The organism is Polaromonas sp. AER18D-145 (assembly GCF_002379095.1).
Taxonomy (GTDB): Bacteria; Pseudomonadota; Gammaproteobacteria; order Burkholderiales; family Burkholderiaceae_C; genus Polaromonas.
On the sequence record NZ_NBZV01000003.1, the window covers coordinates 102,144 to 125,817 of the forward strand.

Annotated in this window: 21 protein-coding genes; 14 read left to right on the forward strand and 7 right to left on the reverse strand. The window is 64.6% G+C overall.

Features of this window, described 5'->3' with window-relative positions; genetic code table 11:
* Positions 1-14 precede the first annotated feature (14 nt).
* The 7 genes from ligK (at position 15) to B7G52_RS03170 (ending at position 6,021) form a co-directional block, all read left to right on the forward strand.
* The gene (gene ligK / locus B7G52_RS03140) at positions 15-698 is read left to right on the forward strand and encodes a 4-carboxy-4-hydroxy-2-oxoadipate aldolase/oxaloacetate decarboxylase (RefSeq protein WP_096696206.1); all 684 of its coding nucleotides are present in this window, start codon (positions 15-17) and stop codon (positions 696-698) included.
* 76 nt (positions 699-774) lie between these two features.
* A complete protein-coding gene (locus B7G52_RS03145) occupies positions 775-1,746 on the forward strand; it encodes a tripartite tricarboxylate transporter substrate binding protein (RefSeq protein WP_371328989.1) in 972 nt (323 codons plus the stop codon).
* Positions 1,747-1,757: 11 nt separating this feature from the next.
* Entirely contained in the window at positions 1,758-2,669 is a 912-nt protein-coding gene (locus B7G52_RS03150; protein ID WP_096696208.1) for an amidohydrolase family protein, read from the forward strand.
* Positions 2,670-2,746: 77 nt separating this feature from the next.
* On the forward strand, positions 2,747-3,190 hold the full coding sequence (gene ligA, locus B7G52_RS03155; protein WP_096696209.1) for a protocatechuate 4,5-dioxygenase subunit alpha: 444 nt from the start codon (positions 2,747-2,749) through the stop codon (positions 3,188-3,190).
* A gap of 2 nt (positions 3,191-3,192) precedes the next feature.
* Positions 3,193-4,047 (forward strand): class III extradiol dioxygenase subunit beta, encoded by an 855-nt coding sequence (locus tag B7G52_RS03160; protein ID WP_096696210.1) that lies wholly within the window; start codon positions 3,193-3,195, stop codon positions 4,045-4,047.
* Positions 4,048-5,001 carry a Gfo/Idh/MocA family oxidoreductase gene (locus tag B7G52_RS03165; protein ID WP_096696211.1) on the forward strand — a complete coding sequence of 318 codons (954 nt, stop codon included), beginning with the start codon at positions 4,048-4,050 and terminating at the stop codon, positions 4,999-5,001.
* A gap of 3 nt (positions 5,002-5,004) precedes the next feature.
* On the forward strand, positions 5,005-6,021 hold the full coding sequence (locus B7G52_RS03170; RefSeq protein ID WP_371328990.1) for an aldo/keto reductase: 1,017 nt from the start codon (positions 5,005-5,007) through the stop codon (positions 6,019-6,021).
* A gap of 178 nt (positions 6,022-6,199) precedes the next feature.
* Here B7G52_RS03170 and B7G52_RS03175 read toward each other — a convergent pair whose 3' ends face one another.
* Positions 6,200-7,336, reverse strand: a complete 1,137-nt coding sequence (locus tag B7G52_RS03175) for an FAD-binding oxidoreductase (protein WP_096696212.1) — start codon at positions 7,334-7,336, stop codon at positions 6,200-6,202.
* A gap of 240 nt (positions 7,337-7,576) precedes the next feature.
* Positions 7,577-9,775 carry an RNA polymerase sigma factor RpoD gene (rpoD, locus tag B7G52_RS03180; RefSeq protein ID WP_240523300.1) on the reverse strand — a complete coding sequence of 733 codons (2,199 nt, stop codon included), beginning with the start codon at positions 9,773-9,775 and terminating at the stop codon, positions 7,577-7,579.
* A gap of 4 nt (positions 9,776-9,779) precedes the next feature.
* On the opposite strand from rpoD, the gene B7G52_RS23970 reads away from it, so the two are divergent.
* A complete protein-coding gene (locus B7G52_RS23970; RefSeq protein ID WP_240523301.1) occupies positions 9,780-9,971 on the forward strand; it encodes a hypothetical protein in 192 nt (63 codons plus the stop codon).
* Between the two features lie 352 nt (positions 9,972-10,323).
* Here the strand turns inward: B7G52_RS23970 and dnaG are convergent, their stop codons facing one another.
* Positions 10,324-12,303, reverse strand: coding sequence for a DNA primase (gene dnaG, locus B7G52_RS03185; RefSeq protein ID WP_096696214.1), 1,980 nt, complete (start codon positions 12,301-12,303; stop codon positions 10,324-10,326).
* 164 nt (positions 12,304-12,467) lie between these two features.
* Here dnaG and B7G52_RS03190 point away from each other — a divergent pair, with 164 nt between their 5' ends.
* Both B7G52_RS03190 and B7G52_RS03195 read left to right on the forward strand, forming a co-directional pair.
* Positions 12,468-14,114, forward strand: coding sequence for an acyl-CoA synthetase (locus tag B7G52_RS03190; protein WP_096696215.1), 1,647 nt, complete (start codon positions 12,468-12,470; stop codon positions 14,112-14,114).
* An 89-nt stretch (positions 14,115-14,203) separates the two neighbouring features.
* Entirely contained in the window at positions 14,204-15,115 is a 912-nt protein-coding gene (locus tag B7G52_RS03195; protein ID WP_096696216.1) for a YihY/virulence factor BrkB family protein, read from the forward strand.
* Between the two features lie 43 nt (positions 15,116-15,158).
* Here the strand turns inward: B7G52_RS03195 and B7G52_RS03200 are convergent, their stop codons facing one another.
* The 3 genes from B7G52_RS03200 to B7G52_RS03210 all read right to left on the reverse strand — a co-directional run bounded on the left by B7G52_RS03200 (position 15,159) and on the right by B7G52_RS03210 (position 19,190).
* Positions 15,159-17,015: a gamma-glutamyltransferase family protein gene (locus B7G52_RS03200; protein ID WP_096696268.1), complete on the reverse strand. Its 1,857-nt coding sequence runs from the start codon at positions 17,013-17,015 to the stop codon at positions 15,159-15,161.
* A 217-nt stretch (positions 17,016-17,232) separates the two neighbouring features.
* Positions 17,233-17,991 carry a 3-hydroxyacyl-CoA dehydrogenase gene (locus B7G52_RS03205; RefSeq protein WP_096696217.1) on the reverse strand — a complete coding sequence of 253 codons (759 nt, stop codon included), beginning with the start codon at positions 17,989-17,991 and terminating at the stop codon, positions 17,233-17,235.
* Between the two features lie 143 nt (positions 17,992-18,134).
* The gene (locus B7G52_RS03210; RefSeq protein ID WP_096696218.1) at positions 18,135-19,190 is read right to left on the reverse strand and encodes an extracellular solute-binding protein; all 1,056 of its coding nucleotides are present in this window, start codon (positions 19,188-19,190) and stop codon (positions 18,135-18,137) included.
* 79 nt (positions 19,191-19,269) lie between these two features.
* Between B7G52_RS03210 and B7G52_RS03215 the strand changes: the two genes are divergently transcribed.
* Positions 19,270-20,211: a patatin-like phospholipase family protein gene (locus B7G52_RS03215; RefSeq protein WP_240523302.1), complete on the forward strand. Its 942-nt coding sequence runs from the start codon at positions 19,270-19,272 to the stop codon at positions 20,209-20,211.
* A 261-nt stretch (positions 20,212-20,472) separates the two neighbouring features.
* Here the strand turns inward: B7G52_RS03215 and phaP are convergent, their stop codons facing one another.
* Complete coding sequence (gene phaP, locus B7G52_RS03220; RefSeq protein WP_096696220.1) at positions 20,473-21,015, reverse strand: TIGR01841 family phasin; 543 nt, start codon at positions 21,013-21,015, stop codon at positions 20,473-20,475.
* 276 nt (positions 21,016-21,291) lie between these two features.
* Between phaP and B7G52_RS03225 the strand changes: the two genes are divergently transcribed.
* The 3 genes from B7G52_RS03225 to B7G52_RS03235 all read left to right on the forward strand — a co-directional run bounded on the left by B7G52_RS03225 (position 21,292) and on the right by B7G52_RS03235 (position 23,517).
* Positions 21,292-22,278: a histone deacetylase gene (locus tag B7G52_RS03225; protein WP_170954664.1), complete on the forward strand. Its 987-nt coding sequence runs from the start codon at positions 21,292-21,294 to the stop codon at positions 22,276-22,278.
* Positions 22,279-22,372: 94 nt separating this feature from the next.
* Entirely contained in the window at positions 22,373-22,819 is a 447-nt protein-coding gene (locus tag B7G52_RS03230; protein WP_096696221.1) for a thioesterase family protein, read from the forward strand.
* 41 nt (positions 22,820-22,860) lie between these two features.
* Positions 22,861-23,517 (forward strand): nitroreductase, encoded by a 657-nt coding sequence (locus B7G52_RS03235; RefSeq protein WP_096696270.1) that lies wholly within the window; start codon positions 22,861-22,863, stop codon positions 23,515-23,517.
* Positions 23,518-23,674: the final 157 nt, after the last annotated feature.

The following is a 23,674-nucleotide window of genomic DNA, read 5'->3' on the forward strand; positions in this document are numbered from 1 at the left end:
CGGAGATACGAATCATGACCACACTGGGAATTGTCAAACGCAACATCGTGCGCGCCGACCAGGCCGCCGTCGACCGGCTGACCCGCCTGGGCGCCGCCACCGTGCACGAGGCGATGGGCCGCGTCGGGCTGATGAAGCCCTACATGCGCCCCATCTACCGTGGCGCGCAGGTGTCGGGCACCGCGGTGACCGTGCTGCTGCACCCCGGCGACAACTGGATGATGCATGTGGTGGCCGAGCAGATCCAGCCCGGCGACATCGTGGTGGCGGCCCTCACCGCCGACAACTGCGACGGCTTCTTTGGCGACCTGCTGGCCACGTCCTTCATGGCGCGCGGCGCCCGGGCGCTGGTGATCGACGCCGGCGTGCGTGACGTCAAGACACTCGAGGAAATGGGCTTTCCGGTCTGGAGCAAGGGCATCAGCGCCAAGGGCACGATCAAGGCCACGCTGGGCTCGGTGAACATCCCGGTGGTGTGCGCGGGCGTGAGCGTCAACCCCGGCGACGCGGTGGTGGCCGACGACGACGGCGTGGTGGTGGTGCCGGCCGAGTGGGTGAAAAAGGTGGCCGACGCCGCCGAAGCCCGTGAAGCCAACGAAGGCGAAAAACGCGCCAGGCTCGCCGCGGGCGTGCTGGGCCTGGACATGTACAACATGCGTGAACCGCTGGCCAAGGCCGGCCTCAAGTACATCGACTGAGACGCTTTTTCCCTTCTGTTTTTTTATCAATAGCCTGTTTAACCCGGTCATTCCCATGTTCATTGCAACCCCTTGTTTGTCGCGCAGGCTGTCCATGGCGCTTGCCGTGGCCGCGCTTGCCGGCGCCTTCCCGCTGCTGGCGTCGGCCCAGTCCTATCCCGCCAAACCCGTCAAGGTTGTGGTCGGCTACTCGGCCGGCGGTGCTGTGGACGCCGTGGCCCGCACCGTGGGCCAGGCCATGTCGGCCAGCATGGGCCAGACCTTTGTGGTGGAAAACAAGCCCGGGGCCGGCACCAACATCGCCGTCAAGTCGGTCATCGCGGCCGAGCCCGATGGCTACACCCTGATGATGGCGGCCAATGCCCTGGCCGCCAACATGGCGCTGTACCAGCCCGCCCCTTTCGATGCCGAGCGCGACCTGGTGCCGGTGTCGCTGATTGGCCGCGTGCCGGTGGTGATTGCCGCCAATGCCAGCGCCCCTTATGCCAGCATCCAGCAGCTGATCGCCGCCGCCAGGGCCAAGCCGGGCAGCATTTCCTTCGCCAGCCCAGGCAACGGCTCCACGCCGCACATGGCGGTGGAGTTCTTCAAGCGTGCGGCGGGCATCTCCCTGCTGCACATTCCCTACCGTGGCGGTTCGCAGGCGCTGACCGATGTGATCGGCGGCCAGCTGCCGCTGGTGGCTGTCAATGCACTGGAAGTGCAGCCACATGTGAAGAGCGGCAAGCTCAAGGTGCTGGCGGTGCTCAGCACCAACCGTTCTGCCATCTTTCCGGACGTGCCGACCATTGCCGAGTCCGGCTTCCCCGGTTTTGAAGCCTCGGTCTGGTACGGCCTGGTGGCGCCGGCCGCGACGCCCAAGGCCATCGTGACCCGGCTTCACGCCGAGGTGCAGAAAGCCCTGCAGACCAAAGAGGTGCGTGAGCGCATGACGGCTGTCGGCGGCGAGGTTCTGCCAGGCAGCGCCGAGATGTTTGCCGCCCTGATTCGCTCGGAGCGTCAGCGCTACGAAAAGCTGGTGCGCGAAGCCAACATCAAACCTGACTGAGAGCGATCAAGATGACCCAGAAATTCACCAAGACGCCTGGCTGGCTCGACTGGTATGCCGGCCCCGCCAAACCCCGCTTCAAGCTGCCCGCCGGCGCGGTGGACGCGCACTGCCATGTGTTTGGTCCGGGCGCGCAGTTCCCCTATGCGCCCGAGCGCAAGTACACGCCGTGCGACGCGTCCAAAGACCAGCTGTTTGCCCTGCGCGACCACCTGGGTTTTGACAAAAACGTGATTGTGCAGGCCACTTGCCACGGCAGCGACAACCGTGCGCTGGTCGATGCCCTGCGTCACTCGAACAACAAGGCGCGCGGCGTCGCCACCGTCAACCGCAACGTGAGCGACGCCGAGCTCCAGGACATGCATGAAGCCGGCGTGCGCGGCACGCGGTTCAACTTTGTCAGGCGCCTGGCCGACTTCACGCCGCGTGAGGTGTTGCTGGAGATCGCCAACCGCATTGCGCCCCTGGGCTGGCATGTGGTGGTGTATTTCGAGGCGCAGGACCTGCCCGAGCTGTACGACTTTTTCACCGCGCTGCCGACCACGGTGGTGGTCGATCACATGGGCCGGCCCGACGTGACCAAGCCGGTGGACGGCCCCGAGTTCGAGCTGTTCGTCAAGATGATGCGCGAGCACGACAACATCTGGAGCAAGGTCAGCTGCCCCGAGCGGCTGAGCGTGAGCGGCCCGCCGGCCCTGAACGGCGAGCTAAACGCCTACCGCGACGTGGTGCCCTTTGCCCGGCGCCTGGTCGAGACCTTTTCCGACCGTGTGCTCTGGGGCACCGACTGGCCGCACCCCAACCTGAAAAACCACATGCCCGACGATGGCCTGCTGGTGGACTACATTCCCCATATCGCCACCACGCCCGCATTGCAGCAAAAGCTGCTCGTTGACAACCCGACCCGCTTGTACTGGAGTTAAGAACCCGCACCCGTTCGGGCTGAGCCTGTCGAAGCCCATTTCGACAGGCCCGGAGAGAACGGTTAAGGCAAACCATCATGTCACTCGAAAAACCCTACCTCGACGTCCCCGGCACCACCATTTTTGATGCCGAGCAATCCCGCCTGGGCTACCACCTGAACCAGTTCTGCATGTCGCTGATGAAGGCCGCCAACCGCGAGCGCTTCAAGGCCAACGAACGCGCCTACCTCGACGAGTGGTCGATGACCGAGGAGCAGAAGCAGGCGGTGCTGGCGCGTGACCTGAATCGCTGCATCAAGGCCGGCGGCAACATTTACTTTCTTGCCAAGATCGGTGCGACCGACGGCAAGAGCTTCCAGCAGATGGCAGGCAGCATGACCGGTATGACCGAAGAGGAGTACCGCGACATGATGATTGGCGGCGGCCGCTCCGTCGAGGGCAACCGCGTCGTCGGTGAAGACGGGAGCGCGCAGGCCCAGCACCAACCTCAAGGCCGAGCCGGCCAAACCCGGAATTCCTGAACATGGCCAAAATCACCGCATCCGTTTACACCTCCCACGTGCCCGCCATCGGCGCGGCCCTCGACCTGGGCAAAAGCGGCGAGCCATACTGGCAACCCGTGTTCAGGGGTTACGACTTCTCCAAACAGTGGCTCAAGGACAACCCGCCCGACGTGATTTTCCTGGTCTACAACGACCACGCCACGGCGTTCAGCCTGGAGATGATTCCGACCTTCGCCATCGGCACCGCGGCCGAGTTCACGCCGGCCGACGAGGGCTGGGGTCCGCGCCCTGTGCCCAAGGTCATCGGCCACCCCGAACTGGCCGCGCACATTGCGCAGTCGGTGATCCAGCAGGACTTCGATCTGACCATCGTCAACAGGATGGACGTGGATCATGGCCTGACCGTGCCGCTGTCGCTGATGTGCGGCCAGCCGCAGGCCTGGCCCTGCCCGGTGATTCCGTTTGCCGTCAACGTGGTGCAGTACCCCGTGCCGTCGGGACGGCGCTGCTTCGAGCTGGGCAAGGCCATTCGCAAGGCGGTGGAGAGTTTTGACAAGCCGCTCAATGTGCAGATCTGGGGCACGGGCGGCATGAGCCACCAGCTGCAGGGCCCGCGCGCCGGCCTGATCAACAAGGAATTTGACAACGCCTTCCTCGACCAGCTGATTGCCGACCCGGAAGGCCTGGCCGGCAAGCCACACATCGACTACGTGCGCGAAGCCGGTTCCGAAGGGATAGAGCTCGTGATGTGGCTGATCGCCCGAGGCGCCATGTCCGACGTGGCCGGCGGCCCCGCGCCCAAGGTCGCCCACCGCTTTTACCATGTGCCCGCCAGCAATACGGCGGTGGGCCACCTGATTCTGGAGAACAAGTAAATGAGCAAAACCATCAAAGTCGCCCTGGCAGGCGCCGGTGCCTTCGGCATCAAACACCTCGACGGCATCAAGAACATCGACGGTGTCGAAGTGGTCTCGCTGATCAGCCGTGACCTGGAAAAGACGAAAGAAGTCGCTGCCAAATACGGCATCGCCCACGTCAGCACCGACCTGGCCGACAGCCTGGCGCTCAAGGAGGTGGACGCCGTCATCCTGTGCACGCCGACCCAGATGCATGCCGAGCAGTCCATCGCCTGCATGAAGGCGGGCAAACACGTGCAGGTGGAGATTCCGCTGGCCGATACCCTGAAGGGCGCCCAGGACGTGGTCGCCCTGCAGAAGCAGACCGGGCTGGTCGCCATGTGCGGCCACACCCGCCGTTTCAACCCCAGTCACCAGTACGTGCACAAGGAAATTGCGGCGGGCCGCTTCAACATCCAGCAGATGGATGTGCAGACCTACTTCTTCCGCCGCAGCAACATGAACGCACTGGGCCAACCGCGCAGCTGGACTGACCACCTGCTGTGGCACCACGCGGCCCACACGGTGGACCTGTTCGCTTACCAGTGCGGCAGCCCCATCGTGAAAGCCAATGCCATCCAGGGCCCCATTCACCCGGCGCTGGGCATTGCCATGGACATGAGCATCCAGCTCAAGGCGGCCAACGGCGCCATCTGCACCTTGAGCCTGTCCTTCAACAACGACGGGCCGCTGGGCACCTTCTTCCGCTACATCGGCGACAGCGCCACCTACATCGCGCGTTACGATGACCTGTTCAACGGCAAGGAAGAAAAAATCGACGTGAGCAAGGTCGATGTGTCCATGAACGGCATCGAGCTGCAGGACCGCGAGTTTTTTGCCGCCATCCGCGAGGGCCGTGAACCCAATTCCAGCGTCGCCAAGGTGCTGCCGTGTTACCAGGTGCTGCACGACCTGGAACAGCAGCTGAAGTAAGCCATGCCCACCTCCCTGCCAACCCGCCGCATCGGCCCCTTCGACGTTTCGGCCATCGGCCTGGGCTGCATGAACCTGAGCCACGCCTACGGTGCGCCGCCGTCGGCGGAGCAGGGCGAACGCGTGCTGCTGGCCGCGCTCGATGCCGGCGTCACGCTGTTCGATACCGCAGCGCTTTACGGCTTCGGCGCCAACGAAACATTGGTGGGCAAGGTGCTCTCCAGACACCGCAGCCGCTTCACGCTGGCCAGCAAGGGCGGCATGGCCGGCGTGCAGTTTGAGGACGGCGTCAAACGCGTGATCGACGGCCGGCCCGAGGCCATCCGCAAGAACTGCGAAGACAGCCTCCAGCGCCTGCAGACCGATGTGATCGACCTCTACTACCTGCACCGCTGGGACAAGACGGTGCCGATCGAGGACAGTGTGGGTGCCATGGCGGAACTGGTGCGCGCGGGCAAGGTGCGGGCCATCGGCCTGTCCGAAGTGTCGGCCGCCACACTGCGCAAGGCCCATGCGGTGCACCCCATTGCGGCCGTGCAGACCGAGTATTCGCTGTGGACACGCAACCCCGAGATCGCGGTGCTCGACGCCTGCCGCGAACTGGGCGCGGCCTTTGTGGCCTTCAGCCCGGTGGCACGCGGCTTTCTGTGCGATGCGCTGCACGACGTCGGCACACTCCAGCCCAAGGACATCCGCAGCGCCATGCCGCGTTTTGCACCCGACAACTACGCGGCCAACCTCCAACTGCTGCCGCCCTACAAGGCCCTGGCGCTAGAGGCGGGCTGCACGCCGGCCCAGCTCGCGCTGGCCTGGCTGCTGCACAAGGCGCCGCACATTGTCCCGATTCCCGGCACCACCAGCGTCGAGCATCTGCACGACAACCTCGGCGCGGTGAACGTCCGGCTGGACGCCGGCCTGCTGGCCAGGCTGGAAGCGCTGGTCAACCAGCGCACCGTCACCGGTCACCGCTACAGCGCGCAGAGTGCCAGCGAAGTCGATACCGAGGAGTTTGCCGCCTGAGCGGATTCCACGGATCGCATTTGCTACTTTATTGATAGCTGCCAGCGCATGATCTGCAAGGGCTGATGGCCTGTTTGGCTTGAAAGCCTCAGCCTGATGCCGCACCGGCCAGCGCCGCGCCCCGGCTGGGGGTCGGCCTCCGGCAGGATGGCGCTGGCGACGCCGGACGAGTCGTGGATCAGGTCGCCCTGCCCAGCCTGGACGGGCTGAGCATGGCGGCCGTGAGGCCAAGGGCGGCGACGCGTCCGGGAACGGGCAGGCCGCGCGCCAGCGCGGCGCAGGTCTCGCCCATGGCGGCCGAGGTCTGGATGCCGTAACCGCCCTGGGCCGCCACCCAGAAGAAGCCCGGCGCGTGTGCATCGAAGCCGCCCACCAGGTCGCCGTCGGCGACGAAGGAGCGCAACCCGGCCCAGGTGCGCGTGGGCCGGCGGATGGACAGCGTGGTCATCTCCTCGATGCGGTGGATGGCCAGGGCGATGTCCATTTCCTCGGGCTGCACGTCATGCGGCGCCACCGGGTCGGCATTGGCCGGCGAGCCCAGCAGCATACCGGCGTCGGGTTTGAAGTACCAGTCCTCGGCGACGCCGCCGGTCATGGGCCAGCCGCTGGTGGCGACGTTCCCGGGCGGTGCAAAGATGAAGGCCGAGCGCCGCCGCGGCTCCAGGCCGATGCCGGGCAGGCCGGCGAGGGCGGCGACCACGTCGGCCCAGGCGCCAGCAGCATTGAGGACCACGGGCGCTTTGTACACATGGCCGCCCGCCTGCGCCCGCCACAGGCCGCCCACGCGTGCCAGCGCGGTCACTTCCGCATCACACACCACGCGGCCACCGGCATGGCGCAGCCCGCGCAGATAACCCTGGTGGATGGCATGCACGTCCATGTCGGCGGCGTCGGGTTCGTACACCGCGCCCAGCACCTTGCCGGGGCGCAGCGCAGGCACCCTGGCGCAGGCGCCTGCGCTGTCCAGCAGCTGCGCATGCGGCGCCATGGCGCGCAGGATGTCCCAGTGTTCGGCGAGCAGCGCCTCCTGCCCGTGGGTGGCCACCATCATGGCGCCGCGCGGGCCCAGCAGCGGGTGTTCGGCAAAGCCTTGCGGCGGCGACTGCAGGAAGGCCCGGCTGGCCATGGTGAGGGCGCGCACCTGGGGCGTGCCATAACTCTCCATGAACAGCGCGGCCGAGCGGCCGGTGGAGTGGTAGCCGGGCTGCGGCTCGCGCTCGAGCAGGGTGACGCGGCCGTGCGGCGCCAGCCAGTAGCCGACGGAGGCGGCGGCGATGCCGCCGCCGATGATGAGGAAGTCGGTGGATTCAGACATGTCGTGCAGCGCTCATGGCAGTTTGGTGAACGAGTTCGGTGAACGCCAAGTGTAGGGTGTGGGGCGGCGCAGGCGAAGGCCGCTTGCGCGGAGCAGGGCGCTATTAGTTATGAAGCGCTCCAGGTCCGTCCCATGTGGGCTGCAGGTCATTCAATGCACCAAAAACAACGCCCCGAGCCGCTGTGGGCGGGCCGGGGCGTTGGGTTGCCGTGCCGCTTGCGCGGCAAGGAGTCAGGGCGCTTACAGCGTGTCGATAAAGCTGCGCAGCTTGTCCGAACGCGAAGGGTGCTTGAGTTTGCGCAGCGCCTTGGCTTCGATCTGGCGGATGCGTTCACGCGTCACGTCGAACTGCTTGCCGACTTCTTCCAGCGTGTGGTCGGTGCTCATCTCGATGCCGAAACGCATGCGCAGCACCTTGGCTTCGCGCGGTGTCAGGCTGTCGAGGATGTCTTTCACCACATCGCGCAGGCCGGCCTGCATGGCTGCTTCCAGCGGTGCGGTGTTGGCGCTGTCCTCGATGAAGTCGCCGAGGTGCGAATCGTCGTCGTCGCCGATCGGTGTTTCCATCGAGATCGGCTCTTTCGCGATCTTCATGATCTTGCGGATCTTGTCCTCGGGAATCTCCATCTTCTCGGCCAGGATGCTGGCGTCGGGCTCGAAGCCGAACTCCTGCAGGTGCTGGCGCGACAGGCGGTTCATCTTGTTGATGGTCTCGATCATGTGCACCGGGATGCGGATGGTGCGGGCCTGGTCGGCGATCGAACGCGTGATCGCCTGGCGGATCCACCAGGTGGCATAGGTCGAGAACTTGTAGCCGCGGCGGTATTCGAACTTGTCGACCGCCTTCATCAGGCCGATGTTGCCCTCCTGGATCAGATCCAGGAACTGCAGGCCGCGGTTGGTGTACTTTTTCGCGATCGAGATCACCAGGCGCAAGTTGGCCTCGATCATCTCTTTCTTGGCGTCGCGCGAGTTGGTCTCGCCTTCGTTCATGCGCTTGTTGATGTCTTTCAACTGGCCGAGCGGCACCACCACGCGGGCCTGCAGCTCGCCGAGCTTAGTCTGCAGTTCCTGGATGGGCGGAATGTTGCGCGCCATGATGACCGACCAGGGCTTGCCGGAAGCCACCTGTTTCTCGACCCATTTCAGGTTCAGCAGGTTGGGCGGGAAGTCCTTGATGAAGACTTCCTGCGGCATGCCGCATTTCTCGACGATGATGCGGCGCAACTCGCGCTCTTTCTTGCGCACGTCCAGCACCTGGCCGCGCAGCAGGTCGCAGAGTTTTTCAATCGTCTTGGCGGTGAAACGCACGGTCATGAGCTCGTCGCTCAGGGCTTTCTGTGCTTTCGTATAGGCGGGAGTGCCCCAGCCTTCCTTGTCGTAGGTCTTGTGGACTTTTTCGAACAGGGAGGCGATGGTGTCGAAGCGGCTCAGCGCCTCCTTCTTCAGCTCTTCGAGCTTTTTGGTCAGCGCCTTGGAGCCACCCTTGCCGTCGTCGTCGTCTTCCTCGTCGAACTCGTCAAAGTCTTCCTCGGCCACGTAATCGTCGGCTTCGTTGGGGTTGGAAAAACCATCCACCACGGTGGAGATGACCACCTTGCCTTCGCGGATGTCTTCACCCAGGCGCAGGATCTCGGCAATCGTGGCCGGGCTTTCGGAGATGGCTTCCATCATCTTCATCAAGCCGCCCTCGATGCGCTTGGCGATCTCGATCTCGCCTTCACGCGTCAGCAGCTCGACCGTGCCCATTTCACGCATGTACATGCGGACCGGGTCGGTGGTGCGGCCGAATTCGCTGTCCACGGTGGACAGGGCGGCTTCGGCGGCTTCCTCGGCCTCTTCTTCGGTGGAGCCGGCGGGCGCGTTGGCGGTGATCAGCAGGGTTTCTGCGTCAGGCGTCTGCTCGTACACGGCCACACCCAGGTCGTTCAGGGTGACGATGACCGCGTCCAGCGTCTCGGCGTCGATCAGCTTGTCGGGCAGGTGATCGGAAATTTCGCCGTGGGTCAGGTAGCCGCGGGTCTTGCCGAGCTTGATCAGCGCCTTCAGGCGTGCACGGCGCTTGGCCATGTCTTCTTCGGACAGGACGGTCTCGTCCAGGCCGAACTCTTTCATCAAGGCACGTTCTTTGGCCTTGCTGATCTTCATGCGCAGCGGCTTGACCTTTTCGGTCGTTTCCACCACCGGTTCGCCGACCAGATCGTCCTCGATGTCGGACATGTCCTCGTCGCCGTCACCCTTGATGGCCACCTTGGGCTTGCGGCCGCGCTTGGCGCCGCCGGCTTCCACTGCGGCAGCGGGGTTTTTCGGCGGGCGACCGGGTTTCTTTTTCACGGGCACGTCGGTGCCGGCTGCGGTCGGGGTGACCTTCAGTTCGGCTTCTTTTTTGGCAGCAGGTTTGGCGGTGGAGGCGGGTGACTTGGTCGGCACAGGGGACACTTTCTTGACAGGCTTTTCAGATTTCAGGGGCGCTTTGCTGGCTGCATCTTTTTTGCCAGGAACTGGTCTGGAGATGGCGGTTTTTCCGGGTTTTTCAAGCTGGTTGCTGGCTGTCTTCCTGACCGGCGGTCGGACGGCAGCCTTGGCTGCCGCTTTGGGCGGGGTCACGGTTTTGGCAGTCTTGCTGGACTTTTGAGCAGGCATGGCGAACTCCCCCGGTGTGAAACTTTCCTCAACAGACTTGGGTTCCTGACGCCCGACAGCGGTCGGACTACAGGCACAAAAAATGCCCGCGCCGGACGGCTGGGCATTCAGGAGTCTGTCGGACTTGAGAGGTGTCTCAAGCCCGTCAGGCTCCACAGCAAGTTGTTTGGGCGAACATTTGGTGTGCAGTCCTTGCGGGGAGGTGGCCCTTCAACCTGTGAGGTCCCGTTCTTGCGGGGGGCTGGTACCGGAGGTGCTGCTGTCGCGCTTGCCGTAGCGGAAAATCGGATTATACCCTGTTGCCTCATTTTTGGGCAACAAAAAAGGGCCGGATCAGCTATTTTTCAGGCGGGAGCGCGGGTTTTGCTGCGGGTCATCAGAAAGGCCAGGCGTTGTCGTTTGCCAGGATCTTTCAGCGTTTCTGCGCCGCCTTCACTCAATTCCTTCTGTTCCTGATCCAGTTTTGCCTCAAGCAATCGATCAAGAATGGCGCGAGCTTCATTCCAGTCGCATTCAATGCCTTCCGGGATCTCGGAGATCTGGTCAACAGCGTACTTTTCCTGGGGGTGGTCGCGAAGTCCCTCGCGCAGGGCCGCCCAGGGCTGCGGGCCGTGTTCATGCAACTGGCTTTCGAGCCAGACAAACAGCGGCCCGTGCGGCGCCGGCAGTTCACACAGCAACACATGCTCTTCCCCGCCGAGCTTGTCCCAGCTTTGCGGATCCGTCAGCATCAGGCGCAGCACCCGGTCTTCGGGGCTTGCCGACATCCGACGCCCTGCAATTCTTCGGGCAGGACGGTTGGATGGTCCCGTGCTGCGCCGCGCCGGCGACGTGTCCATGGGCAGCGAAGCGGCGTAAGCGCCTTCGTCATGCAGGTCGGCGAAATTGCCGGAAAACTCTTCAAAATGTGCTGCGCTGCCCGACATTTCCGGTGTTTTTGGCCGCGGGCCCTTTGCAGACGGGCGTGAGCCGCTATTGTTTTTATAGTCCCTGGCGCTCGCGGGCTGCCAGATCTGCAGCAGTTCGCGGCTGTCGATCAGCACGGTGTCGGCGATCTCTGCGAGCAACTGGTGCTTGAGCGTGCCGTCGGGCAGCAGGCTCCAGAGCGGCCGCGCATTGCTGGCCATGTGGGCGCGGCCTTCGGCGGTGTCCAGGTCGCAGCCTTCGCCGGCGGCTTCGAGCATGAATTTGCTCAGCGGCACGGCCTTGGCGACATAGGCGGCAAAACCTTCCTGGCCGTGTTCGCGGATGTAGCTGTCGGGGTCGTGTTCGGCCGGCAGGAACAGGAACTTGACGGTGCGCACGTCGGTGGCAAAGGGCAGGGCGGCGTCCAGCGCCTTGCGCGCGGCGCGCCGGCCGGCGCTGTCGCCGTCAAAGCTGAAGACCACAGCATCGGTGAAACGGAACAGCTTTTGCACATGGTCCGCGGTGCAGGCCGTGCCCAGGGTGGCCACCGCGTTGGCAAAACCGAGCTGGGCCAGCGCCACCACGTCCATGTAGCCTTCGGTGACCAGCGCGTAGCCGTGCTCGCGCAGGGCGGTGCGTGCCTCGAACAGGCCGTAGAGCTCTCGCCCCTTGCTGAACACCGGGGTTTCGGGCGAGTTCAGGTACTTGGGTTTTTCGTCGCCCAGCACGCGCCCGCCGAAACCGATGCATTCGCCCTTGACGTTGCGGATCGGAAACATGATGCGGTCGCGAAAGCGGTCGTAACGCTTGGCCTCACCCGATTTCCCCTGGGCGTTTTCCTCACCCGGTTCGCCGCTGATGACCAGGCCGCTTTCCACCAGCAGCGGGTCGTTGTAGTCGGGGAACACGCTGGCCAGCGCGCGCCAGCCTTCGGGCGCGTAACCGAGACCGAAGGTTTTGGCGATTTCACCCGACAGGCCGCGGCCCTTGAGGTAGTCGATGGCACGCGGCGCGTTGCGCAGGTGCTTGATGTAGGCGATGCCGGCTTTTTCGAGCACGCTGGTGAGCGTGGCCTGCTGCTCGCGCGCCTGGGCGGCGCGGGCGCGCTCCTGCGGCGAAACGTCGTCTTCGGGCACCTGCAGGCCGTACTGCTGGGCCAGGTCTTTCACGGCCTCGACAAAGGTCATGCCGCCGTGTTCCATCAAAAAGCTGATGGCATTGCCGTTTTTACCGCAGCCGAAGCAGTGGTAGAACTGCTTGGACGGGCTCACGCTGAAGGAGGGCGATTTTTCGCCGTGGAAGGGGCACAGCCCCATGAAATTGGCGCCGCCTTTTTTGAGCTGCACGTAGCGCCCGACGATGTCCACCACGTCGGCGCGCGCCAGCAGTTCCTGGATGAATGATTGGGGAATGGCCACGGCTGTATTGTGCCTTCAGCGCCGGATTTTCCCCGAAACCGACCGGTGCCAACCGGCCGCCCGCGGCGCACCGGGTCATGGCCCCGGTCTGAGGCGGGTCAAGGCCAGGCGCCGGGGTGCGGCTACCATGGCCGTACAGACCGCCCAACCCCGAGGAGACTTTGATGCCCAGCATTTTTGACCAGGACCTGCCCCGCAACGAGGCGAATTACGCGGCGCTGTCGCCACTGTCATTCATTGAGCGCACCGCCGAGGTTTACCCGGACCGGCTGGCGGTGGTGCATGGCGGCCTGCGCCGCAGCTGGGCCGAGGTCTTCACGCGCTGCCGCCAGCTGGCCAGTGCGCTGCAGCAGCGCGGCATTGGCAAGGGCGACACGGTGGCCGTGATGCTGCCCAACACCCCGCCCATGGTGGAGGCGCATTTCGGCATTCCGGTGCTAGGTGCGGTGCTCAATGCGCTGAACACCCGGCTCGACCCCGAAACCATTGCCTTCATGCTGGACCACGGCGAGGCCAGGGTGGTCATCGTCGATCCGGAGTTCGCCGCGGTCATGAAAAAGGCGCTGGCCCTGCGCCAATCGAGCGCGCCGCTGCTGGTCATCGACGTGGATGACGCGCTGTACACCGGGCCGGTCGAGCGCATCGGTAGCATCGGTTACGACGCGTTCCTGGCCAGCGGCGACGCAGGGTTTGCCTGGCGCCAGCCCGACGACGAATGGGACGCGATTGCGCTGAACTACACCAGCGGCACCACCGGCAACCCCAAGGGCGTGGTCTACCACCACCGCGGCGCGGCGCTCAATGCGGTGTCCAACATCCTCGAATGGGACATGCCCCAACACGCGGTGTACCTGTGGACGCTGCCGATGTTTCACTGCAACGGCTGGTGTTTCCCGTGGACGGTGGCGGCCCGCGCCGGTGTCAATGTCTGCCTGCGCCGGATCGAGCCCAAGGCGATTTTTGACGCCATCCGCCAGCATGGCGTGACGCATTACTGCGGCGCGCCCATCGTGCACGGCCTGCTGGTCAATTCGCCCGACAGCATGAAACAAGGCCTGCCGCGCGGCGTCAAGGCCATGGTGGCCGGGGCGGCGCCGCCGGCGTCCATGATCGAGGGCATGGAGGCACTCGGGTTTGACCTGACCCATGTCTATGGCCTGACCGAGGTCTACGGCCCGGCGACGGTGTGCGCCGCGCAGGACGGCTGGGAAAAGCTCGACATCGGGGAGCGCGCCCGCCTCAACGCGCGCCAGGGCGTGCGTTATCACCTGGAGCGCGATGTGCGCGTGCTCGATTCGCAGACCCTGCAGCCGGTGCCGCAAGACGGCGAGACCATGGGCGAGATCATGTTCCGGGGCAATATTGCGATGAAGGGGTATTTGAAAAATCCCAAAGCGACCGAAGAGGCTTTTGCCGGCGGCTGGTTCCACAGCGGCGACCTCGCGGTGATGTACCCCGACGGGTACATCAAGATCAAGGACCGCAGCAAGGACGTGATCATCTCCGGTGGCGAAAACATCTCCTCGATCGAGGTCGAAGACGTGCTGTACCGCCACCCCGACGTGCTGGCCGCTGCCGTGGTGGCCAAGCCCGACGAGCGCTGGGGCGAAACCCCCTGCGCCTTTGTCGAGCTCAAGGCCGGGGCGACGGCGACCAAGGAGGACATCGTGGCGCACTGCAAGAAACACCTGGCCGGCTTCAAGGTGCCACGCGCGGTTGTGTTCGGCGAGCTGCCCAAGACCAGCACCGGAAAGATCCAGAAGTTCGAGCTGCGCAAGCTGGCCGGCTCGGCGGCAGCGATCGATGTATGACGCCAAGCTGGTGTGCTATCAAAAAAGTAGCTGCTTGCGCAAGTCTGGCAAGGGCTTTAGCCACTTTTTATGATAAACAGGCCACTGCCATGACCCCCGGACCCCGGGCCGCCTATGTGATCCGGCACCCCGGCGCCTTTGCGCTGCGCGTGTTGCTGGGCTTTCGCGCCAACCAGGGCCTGCTGCTGGCGGGGGCGGTGGCTTATTACGCCTTGCTATCGATTGTTCCGCTGCTGATCCTGATGGCGATTGCGCTGTCGCATGTCATCGACCAGTCGGCGCTGCTGGAGGCGCTGGGCCGCTACATCGGCTGGCTGGCGCCGGGCCAGGCCGACTTCATCGTGGGCGAACTGGAAAACTTTCTCGCCCATCGCGAGTTCATGGGCTGGGTGCTGCTGGCCACCATGCTGTTTTTCAGCTCCCTGGCCTTCACCGTGCTGGAAAACGCGATGTCGGTGATTTTCCTGCACCGCGTGGCGATCCGGCGCCGCCGTTTCCTGGTGTCCGCGCTGCTGCCTTACATCTCCATCCTGTGCCTGGGCGTGGGCCTGCTGCTGGTGACGCTGGTCTCCGGCAGCTTTCAGGCCCTGGGCGACCAGAGCCTGGAGTTTTTGGGCTACAGCTGGTCGCTCAGCGGTTTCTCGGGCGTGTTGCTCTACCTGTTGGGACTGGCCGGCGAGATTTTTGTGCTGACCTCGGTCTACATGGTGATGCCGGTCGGCAAGCTCTCGCTGCGCCACGCGCTGATAGGCGGCATCACGGCGGCGCTGCTGTGGGAAGTGACGCGCCATCTGCTGGTCTGGTACTTCGACACGCTGTCGCAGGTCGGCCTGGTCTACGGCTCGCTGACCACGGCCATCATTGTCCTGCTGAGCCTGGAGCTGGCCGCCATGCTGCTGTTGCTGGGCGCGCAGGTGATTTCGGAGTACGAACGCATAGGCACGAGCAAACAGGACGCGCCGGCCGAGCCGATGCAGACCAGTGCGCTACCAAAAAAATAGCTGCTTGCGCCCGCCAGAAAAGGGCTGCAGCCACTTTTTGTACTCAGTCTCCCATCACCACGCCTTCACGGCGTGGATCGGCGCCGCCCAGCCACAGCGGCTTGCCGTGCGCCTGGCCGCGGGCAATCGCCTGCAGGCCGCTGGTCATGGCCATCTCGCGCACTTCGTGGCCGCGGGCTTTCAGCGCCTCGACGGTGGCCGGTGCAAAGCGTTTTTCTTCCAGCAGGGTCGGGCCGTTGAGCGAGCCGAAGTTGGGCAGGTTGATGGCCTGCTGCGGCATCAGGCCCCAGTTCAGCACGCCGTACAGGGTCTTGGCGGTGTAGTGAATGATCAGCGCGCCGCCCGGGCTGCCGCCGCTCATCACGAGCTGGCCGGTGGCCTTGTCGAACACCAGGGTGGGCGCCATCGACGAGCGCGGGCGTTTGTTGGGCTGCACTCGGTTGGCCACTGGCTTGCCATCGGCATCGGTTGGCGCAAAGCTGAAGTCGGTCAGCTCGTTGTTCAGCAGGAAACCGTGGACCATCTGGCGGGCGCCGAAGGCGTCTTCGATCGTGGTGGTCATCGCAATCGCGTTGCCGTACGCGTCGACGATGCTGATGTGCGAGGTGCCGTATTCGGGCTGCTCGGGCATGGGGGCATAGGCCATGCGCGTGCCGCCCGGTGTGCCGGGTTTGGCGACCTTCATGCTTTGCCCGCCGGGCTGCGCGGCGATCAGCTTGGCGCGTTCGGCCAGGTAGGCCGGGTCCAGCAGGCTCAGCCAGCTGCCGCCGGGCGGCTGCACGAAGTCGGGGTCGGCCAGGTACTGCGCGCGGTCGGCAAAGGCCAGGCGCGAGGCCTCGGTGTACAGGTGCAGCCAGTCGGCCGACGGTGCCGCGCCCGCCGTCCCCGGCGTGCCGCTCATGCCGGTGTCCAGGGCCAGCGTCGCGGCGGGCGTGTGGTTCAGGATGCCCAGGATCTGCCCGACTGCTATCGCGCCCGAGCTGGGCGGCGGCATGCCGCAGATGCGGTAGTCGCGCGCCTGCGCCCGGTAGTCGTGGCAGATCGGCTCGCGTTTTTTGGCCTGGTAACCGGCCAGGTCGGCCAGGCTCAGTTTGCCGGGGTTGGTTGGGTGGCCCTGCACCTTGGTCACAATGGCCTGGGCAACGTCGCCTTCGAGGAGGGCCCTGGAGCCGCCGGCGGCGATTTTTCTCAAGACATCGGCCAGCGGCTGGTTGCGGAGCAGACTGCCGGCGGCCAGCGGCTCGCCATTGACGGGGTAAAAGTAGGCGGCGGCGACCGGGTCTTTTTTCAGGTGTTGCTCGGTCTTGAGCAGGGTGGCCAGGCGCGCGCTGACCTTGAAGCCGCCTTCGGCCAGCGTGATGGCCGGTACAAACAGCTGCGCCCAGGGCAGCTTGCCATGCTGCTTGTGCGCCATCTCCAGCATGCGCACGGTGCCCGGCACGCCGACCGAACGGCCGCCGACCACGCCGTCGATGAAGGTCATGGGTTTGCCGTCGGCGCCGACAAAAAGTTTTTCGTCGGCCGCCGCCGGTGCGGTTTCGCGGCCGTCAAAAGCCTCGACCTTGCTGCCGCTGGCATGCAGCAAAAACGCGCCGCCGCCTATGCCGCTGGACTGCGGCTCGACCAGTGTGAGCACCATCTGCACGGCAATCGCTGCGTCGATCGCCGAGCCACCGGCCTTGAGCACCTGGTAGCCGGCATCGGTGGCCAGCGGGTTGGCCGCGGCCACGGCAAAGCTCGCGTTCGCCCAGCCGGGTTTTTCGGTGTAGCCCGACGTGCCTTCAGGCTGCGCCGGCACGCTGTAGGCAAAGGGCGGGGCCGTGGCGCAGCCGGCCACCAGCAGGGCGGCAGCCAGTGCCAGGCCGGAAAGCGGAGACAGGAACGCAAGGCGCTTGAACATGAACGCAGGGGCGACGGTTTTCATGACTTCTCCAGTGGGGATGGGTCATGGTAAACCGAAGCCCGGCGCGGCGCTGCCGGGTCAGCCCCGGTGGGGAGTTTGATTTTTGTAAGCAGCAGAAAAAAAGCCGACCTGACTGGGTTCACAGTCAGGTCGGCCTTCAGCCCAGACAGGGCGGTCGCAAGCAGCTATCAATACGATAGCTGTCAGGCGGGGCTTAGCGCGGTGCCAAGCGGATCGCGCCGTCCAGGCGGATCACCTCGCCGTTGAGCATGTCGTTTTCAAAGATGTGCTGGGCGAGCTTGGCGTAGTCCTGCGGCGTGCCCAGGCGGCTGGGGAAGGGCACGGAGGCGGCCAGCGAGTCCTGCACTTCTTTCGGCATGCCGAACATCATGGGTGTGCCGAAGATGCCAGGCGCAATCGTCATGTTGCGGATGCCGTTGCGTGCCAGGTCGCGCGCGATCGGCAGCGTCATGCCGACAATGCCGCCCTTGGACGCGCTGTAGGCGGCCTGGCCGATCTGGCCGTCGTAGGCCGCGACGGAAGCGGTGGAGATCAGCACGCCGCGCTCGCCGGTGGCTTCGGGTTCGTTCTTGCACATCGCGTCAGCGGCCAGGCGGATCATGTTGAAGCTGCCGATCAGGTTGACCGTGATGGTCTTGCTGAACACACCAAGGTTGTGCGCGCCGTTTTTGCCAACGGTTTTTTCGGCCGGTGCAATGCCGGCGCAGTTGACCAGGCCCATCAGTTTGCCCATGGACACGGCCTTGGCGACCACGGCCTGGCCGTCGGCTTCCTGGCTCACGTCGCACTTGACGAAGGCGCCGCCGATGTCCCTGGCGATGGCTTCGCCCTTGTCGACCTGCATGTCGGCAATCACGACCTTGCCGCCTTGGGCCGCCAGCATGCGTGCCGTGCCTTCGCCGAGACCCGATGCGCCGCCGGTAACGATGAATACTTTGCCTGCGATGTCCATGAGATGTTCCTTGGGGAAATGATGAGGGGAGGGTGTTGCGGAGTTGACGTTAACGTCAACGTCAAGGGCAATTATCACGCATAAAAATCACCCATAAAAAAGCCCGGCGAGCCGGGCTTTTTCTTTCCTGATGGCGGGCCAGCTTACTTGTAGCCGACGCGGTCCAGCATCTGCTGCACCTTCACCTGGTTGGCGCCGACGGTGCTGACCGGGATGGTCTCGGACTTGAAGCTGCCGCCCGACATGGCCTGCAGGGCCGCATTGCTGACCTTCACGCCGGCGACGGCGGGCCACTCGTTGTTGCCGTTGGCAAAATAGTTTTGCGCGTCGGGGCTGGCCAGGTACTCCATGAATTTCACCGCGTTGGCGCTGTTCTTGGCGTTTTTGGCGACGGCCGCGCCGGCGATGTTCACATGGGTGCCCCAGGACTGCTGGTTGGGAAACACCACGCCGACTTTGTCGGCGATGGCCTTGTCTTCCGGCGCGGAAGACCGCAGGATGCGCGCGAGGTAGTAGCTGTTGGTGATCGCGATGCCGCATTCACCGCTGGCCACGCCCTTGATCTGGTCGGTGTCGCCGCCCTTGGGCGGGCGGGCCATGTTGGCCACCATGCCCTTGAGCCATTCTTCGGCCTGGGCGGCGCCCAGGTGCTCGGTCACCGCGCCGAACAGCGACAGGTTGTAGGGGTGCGAACCCGAGCGGGTGCACAGCAGGCCTTTGTTTTTCGGGTCGGCGAGTTCCTCGTAGGTATCGACATCGGCTTTGTTGACCTTGAGCTTGTCATAAACGATGACGCGGGCGCGTGTGGAAAAACCGAACCAGGTCGTGCCTTCGGGCGTGGCCTGGGCACGCAGCTGCGCCGGAATCGCCTTTTCCAGCAGGGGCGACTTGATGGGCTGGAACAGGCCTTCGCTGTCGCCTTTGGCCAGCCGCGCTGCGTCCACCAGCAAAATCACGTCGGCCGGGGAGGCTGCGCCCTCGGCTTTCAGCCGCGCGAGGATGCCGGCGTCGTCGGCGTCCACGCGGTTGATCCGGATGCCCGTGGTTTTGGTGAAATTGTTGTAAAGCGCCTCATCGGTCTGGTAGTGGCGGGCAGAATACAGGTTGACCACCTGTTCCTGCGCGCTGACGCCGCCTGCGCCGGTTATCAGGGTGGCGGCGACGGCCAGGGTGGCCAGAATCGGGGATTTTTTCAACATGGTGCTAGCTGTGAAAGTTGGAATGGAAGTCAGTGTAATACAAACGCGAATTATTCTCAATATCTTTTCGAGGGCGGGCGTGACCGTGCAATCGGCGGCCGGTGCGCTGGGTCGCGGGGCCGCACTCGCGGTCGGGCTGGCCCTGCTGGCCGGTTGTGCCAGCCTGCCGGCGGGTCCGGCCGGCAAGGTGGCGCCCGCCGTCGGGCCGGTGGTCGAGACCCCGGCCCAACGCCTGCCGCGCATCGGCCTGGCGCTGGGCGGCGGGGCGGCGCGCGGTTTTGCCCATGTGGGCGTGATTGCGGTGCTGGAAGAGGCCGGCATCCGGCCCGCCGTGGTCGTCGGCACCTCGGCCGGCAGCCTGGTCGCAGCGCTGTATGCCAGCGGCAAAAGCAGCGCGCAGCTGCAGCAGACGGCGCTGAACATGGAGGAGGTCGCGATCACCGACTGGATGCTGCCGATTTTCGGCCGCGGCATGTTTCGCGGCGAGGCCCTTGGCCGTTATGTGAACGATCTGGTCGCCGGCCGGCTGATGGAAAACATGGCCATTCCGCTGGGCATCGTGGCGACCGACCTGGGCAGCGGCCAGCCGGTGCTGTTCCAGCGCGGCGACACCGGCATGGCGGTGCGCGCCTCCAGCGCCGTGCCGGCAGTGTTTGTGCCGGTCAAAATCAATGGCCGCGAGTATGTGGACGGCGGCCTGGTCTCGCCGGTGCCCGTGCGTTTTGCGCGGCAGATGGGCGCCGAGCTGGTGATTGCCGTCGACATCTCCAATCCTCCCGAAGCCAACACGGCCGACGGCACCTTGCAGATCCTGCTGCAGACCTTTGCCATCATGGGCAAAAGCATCAACCAGTATGAATTGAAGGACGCCGATGTGGTGGTGCAGCCTTCCCAGGCGGGCCTGAAAAGCGCCGACTTCTCGGCCCGGCAACGTGCCATCGATGCGGGCCGGGCGGCAATGCGGGCGGCGCTACCCGCCCTCAGGGCAAAGATGGACACCCTGCGCACGGCGGCCCGTTAATGCTCTTGTTTTGATAGCTACCGGCGCAATACCGGTAAGGACTCAAGGCCTTTTTGGCCAAAAAAAAGCCCGATCTTGCGATCAGGCTTTGAAGGGGTCCGTGAAACTTGATTTCTGGAAGGACCCGAGGAGACAACTGGTGGGAACTTGCGCTCCGATACTTGTTTATCGGCAGCAGGCTCCGGAATCTGTAGGGTTTGAATATTTCAAACCCGGCTTGAATCAACTGGCGGCTCGGCCCGCCAATTCAAGCCCTGTTCATTAACGCTTTTTGGAAGCGGTCTTGGTGGCGTTCACGGCGGTGTTGGTCACTGCGGTGAGGTTGGCTTCAGCCATGTCGCTGGCTTGTTTGACGGCTTTCTGGACCGACTCGAAAGCGTTGGTGGCAGCAGCCACGGCGCCTTTCATCACGGCCACAGCGGATTCGGAACCGGCCGGTGCGTTTTTGGCGGCGCTGTCGACCAGACCCATGAATTTGGCTTGGGCTTCAGCAGCCTGGCCTTCGAAGGCCTTGCCGACTTCAGCACCGGTGCCGGTGGCGATGTCGTACAGGTGGCGGCTGTAAGCGGCTGTTTTTTCAGCCAGGGGCTGCATCAGGCTGGCTTGCAGGGCCAGCAGTTCCTGGGCGTCTTTGGCGCCGAGCAGGGTCTGGGTGTGGTTGGCGGTTTCAGCCAGGGCAGCCTTGGAAGCCTGGACATTGAGTTCAACCAGTTTCTCGACGCCTTCGAAAGCCTTGCTGGTCAGACCAAACAGGGTTTCAACGGTTGCTTTGTGGGAAGCCATGATTTGTTCAGCGGTCAACATATTTAAATCTCCAAGAGGTGGGTTAAGAATTCAATTAGTTGCGCTGCTGGACAATCTGCTGTTTGGCTGGTCTTGTCGATTGCTGCACTGCAACATAACTCAAGTATAGGGATCGGGCGCACGATTGCAAGCGATTTTTGCTGCAGTGCACCATTTTAGAGGTCAAGCTCTAGCCACAGAGGCAAAACGCGGGTGTTGGGGTTCCAGCCACAATGCAGGTGGACGCCCCACGGGCGGTGCACTCCCATACCCAGCAACTCCTCTGCGTCAACCATCTTGCAAGCTTTTTACGCCGACCACTTTGTCCTGCCCTTGCCGGCCGGGCACCGCTTTCCGATGGCCAAATACCAGCGACTGCGCGACCGCGTGGCGGGCGAGTTGCCGCAGGTGCGCATGGGCGTGGCACCGCGGGCCAGCGACGGCGAGCTGGCGCTGGCGCACGCACCGGCCTACATCCAGGCCGTGGCCGAGGGCACGCTGGAAGCGGCGCTCATGCGCGAGATCGGCTTTCCCTGGAGCACGGAGATGGTCGAACGTTCACGTCGGTCGGTGGGTGCCACGGTGGCGGCGGCACGTGCTGCCTTGGGGCTGCAGGGCCGTGCCGAAGGCGTGGCCGCCAACATGGCGGGCGGCACCCACCACGCGTCGGCAGGCAAGGGCGGGGGCTTTTGTGTGTTCAATGATGCGGCCGTCGCGGCCCGCCAGATGCAGATGGAGTGGGCACGCAGGCAACGCACGCCGCTGCGGGTGGCGGTGATCGACCTGGACGTGCACCAGGGCAACGGAACGGCCAGCATTTTCAGAAACGACCCGGGTGTTTTTACGCTGTCGCTGCATGGTCAGAAGAATTTCCCCTTTCGCAAGGAGGCGAGCGACCTCGACGTGGACCTGCCGGACGGCTGCACCGATGCGCCCTACCTGCAGGCGTTGGAGCATGCGCTCGACGAGCTGGAACGGCGCTTCGAGCCTGGCCTGGTGATTTATCTGGCGGGCGCCGACCCGTTCGAAGGAGACCGGCTGGGACGGCTCAAGCTCAGTTATGACGGCCTGGAGGCCAGGGACCGGCGCGTTTTTGACTGGGCCTGGCAGCGCCGCATTCCGCTGGCCTTCGCCATGGCCGGCGGTTACGGCGTCAACATCGACGAGACGGTGCAGGTGCAGATGAATACCTACCGCGTGGCGATCGAGTACTGGAAACGCTGGAAGATGGCCCCCATGGTCGCTCACTGCGAGCCTGCGGCATCTTCCTGCCCCTTGCCCTGAAAAGGGGCCGCTGCGCCTGCGGGCTGGCGAAGCCAGACCCGCGGCCCCGACTCGACGGAAGAATGCCGCTGGCCTGCTGGCAAAATAGCCCTCCATGACATCCCCGACACGCCCCGAGGCCGAACCCCGCAGCGCCTACAAGGTCTTCCGTCCCATCGGCACACGCTGGTCCGACAACGATGTGTACGGCCATGTCAACAACGTCGTGTATTACAGCTGGTTCGACACCGCGGTCAACGGCTACCTGATCGAGCGCGGGGCCATCGACATTCATGCCGGCCCTGTCATCGGGCTGGTCATCGAGACGCAGTGCAATTATTTTGCGCCGCTGTCCTTTCCCGAGCCGGTGCTTGCCGGCATCCGCGTGGCGCACGTGGGTTCGTCCAGCGTGCGCTACGAGGTCGGGCTGTTCCCTGGCCAGGATGGCGCTGCCCTGAGCGCTGCCAGGGGCCACTTCATCCATGTGTATGTGGACCGGCATACCCGCCGGCCCGTGCCCTTGCCGCCCCAACTTTTGACCATCCTGGAGACCCTGAAGTGACCGAACCCCTCAATGCTGTGGATGCTGCCATCCACAGCCGCATGTCCGTGCGTGCATTCCTGCCGAAAGCCGTGCCCCGCGAAACGCTGGAGCACCTGCTGGCGATCGCCAGCCGCGCGCCCTCGGGCACCAACACCCAGCCGTGGAAGGTGTACGTGCTGCAGGGCGGCAGCCGTGACAGCCTGGTTGGCAAGGTCTGCGCCGCGCACGACGCCATCCGCGCCAACCCCGAGCAGGCCGTGCAATACAAGGAGGAGTACGACTACTACCCCGAAAAATGGGTCTCGCCCTACATCGACCGGCGCCGCGAAAACGGCTGGGGCCTGTACGGCCTGCTCGGCATAGGCAAGGGTGACAAGGACAAGATGCATGCCCAGCACCAGCGCAACTACCGGTTTTTTGACGCACCCGTCGGCCTGATGTTCACGCTGGACCGCGTCATGGGCCGCGGCAGCCTGGTGGACTACGGCATGTTCATGCAAAACATCATGGTGGCCGCGCGCGGCCACGGCCTGCACACCTGTCCGCAGGCGGCCTGGAACGGTTTTGCCAAAATCATCCTGCCGCACATCGGCGCTGGCGACGACGAAATGCTGGTCTGCGGCATGGCGCTGGGTTATGCCGACGAGTCCGCGCTGGTGAACACCTTCCGCACGCCGCGCGTTGGCGTGCAGGCCTTCACGACCTGGCTGGATTAGGTGGCCCCCACGCTTGTCGCTTCGCGTACTGCGCTGCCCCCCGAGGGGGCTGGCCTTGCTTGGGGCGGCCCTGCGCTGCGGCCCTTGGCCCCCACGGTCGCTCACTGCGTGTAGCTCCCGAGGCCTTGCAGGCCGCGGCTGGCGGGACGCTTCGCCT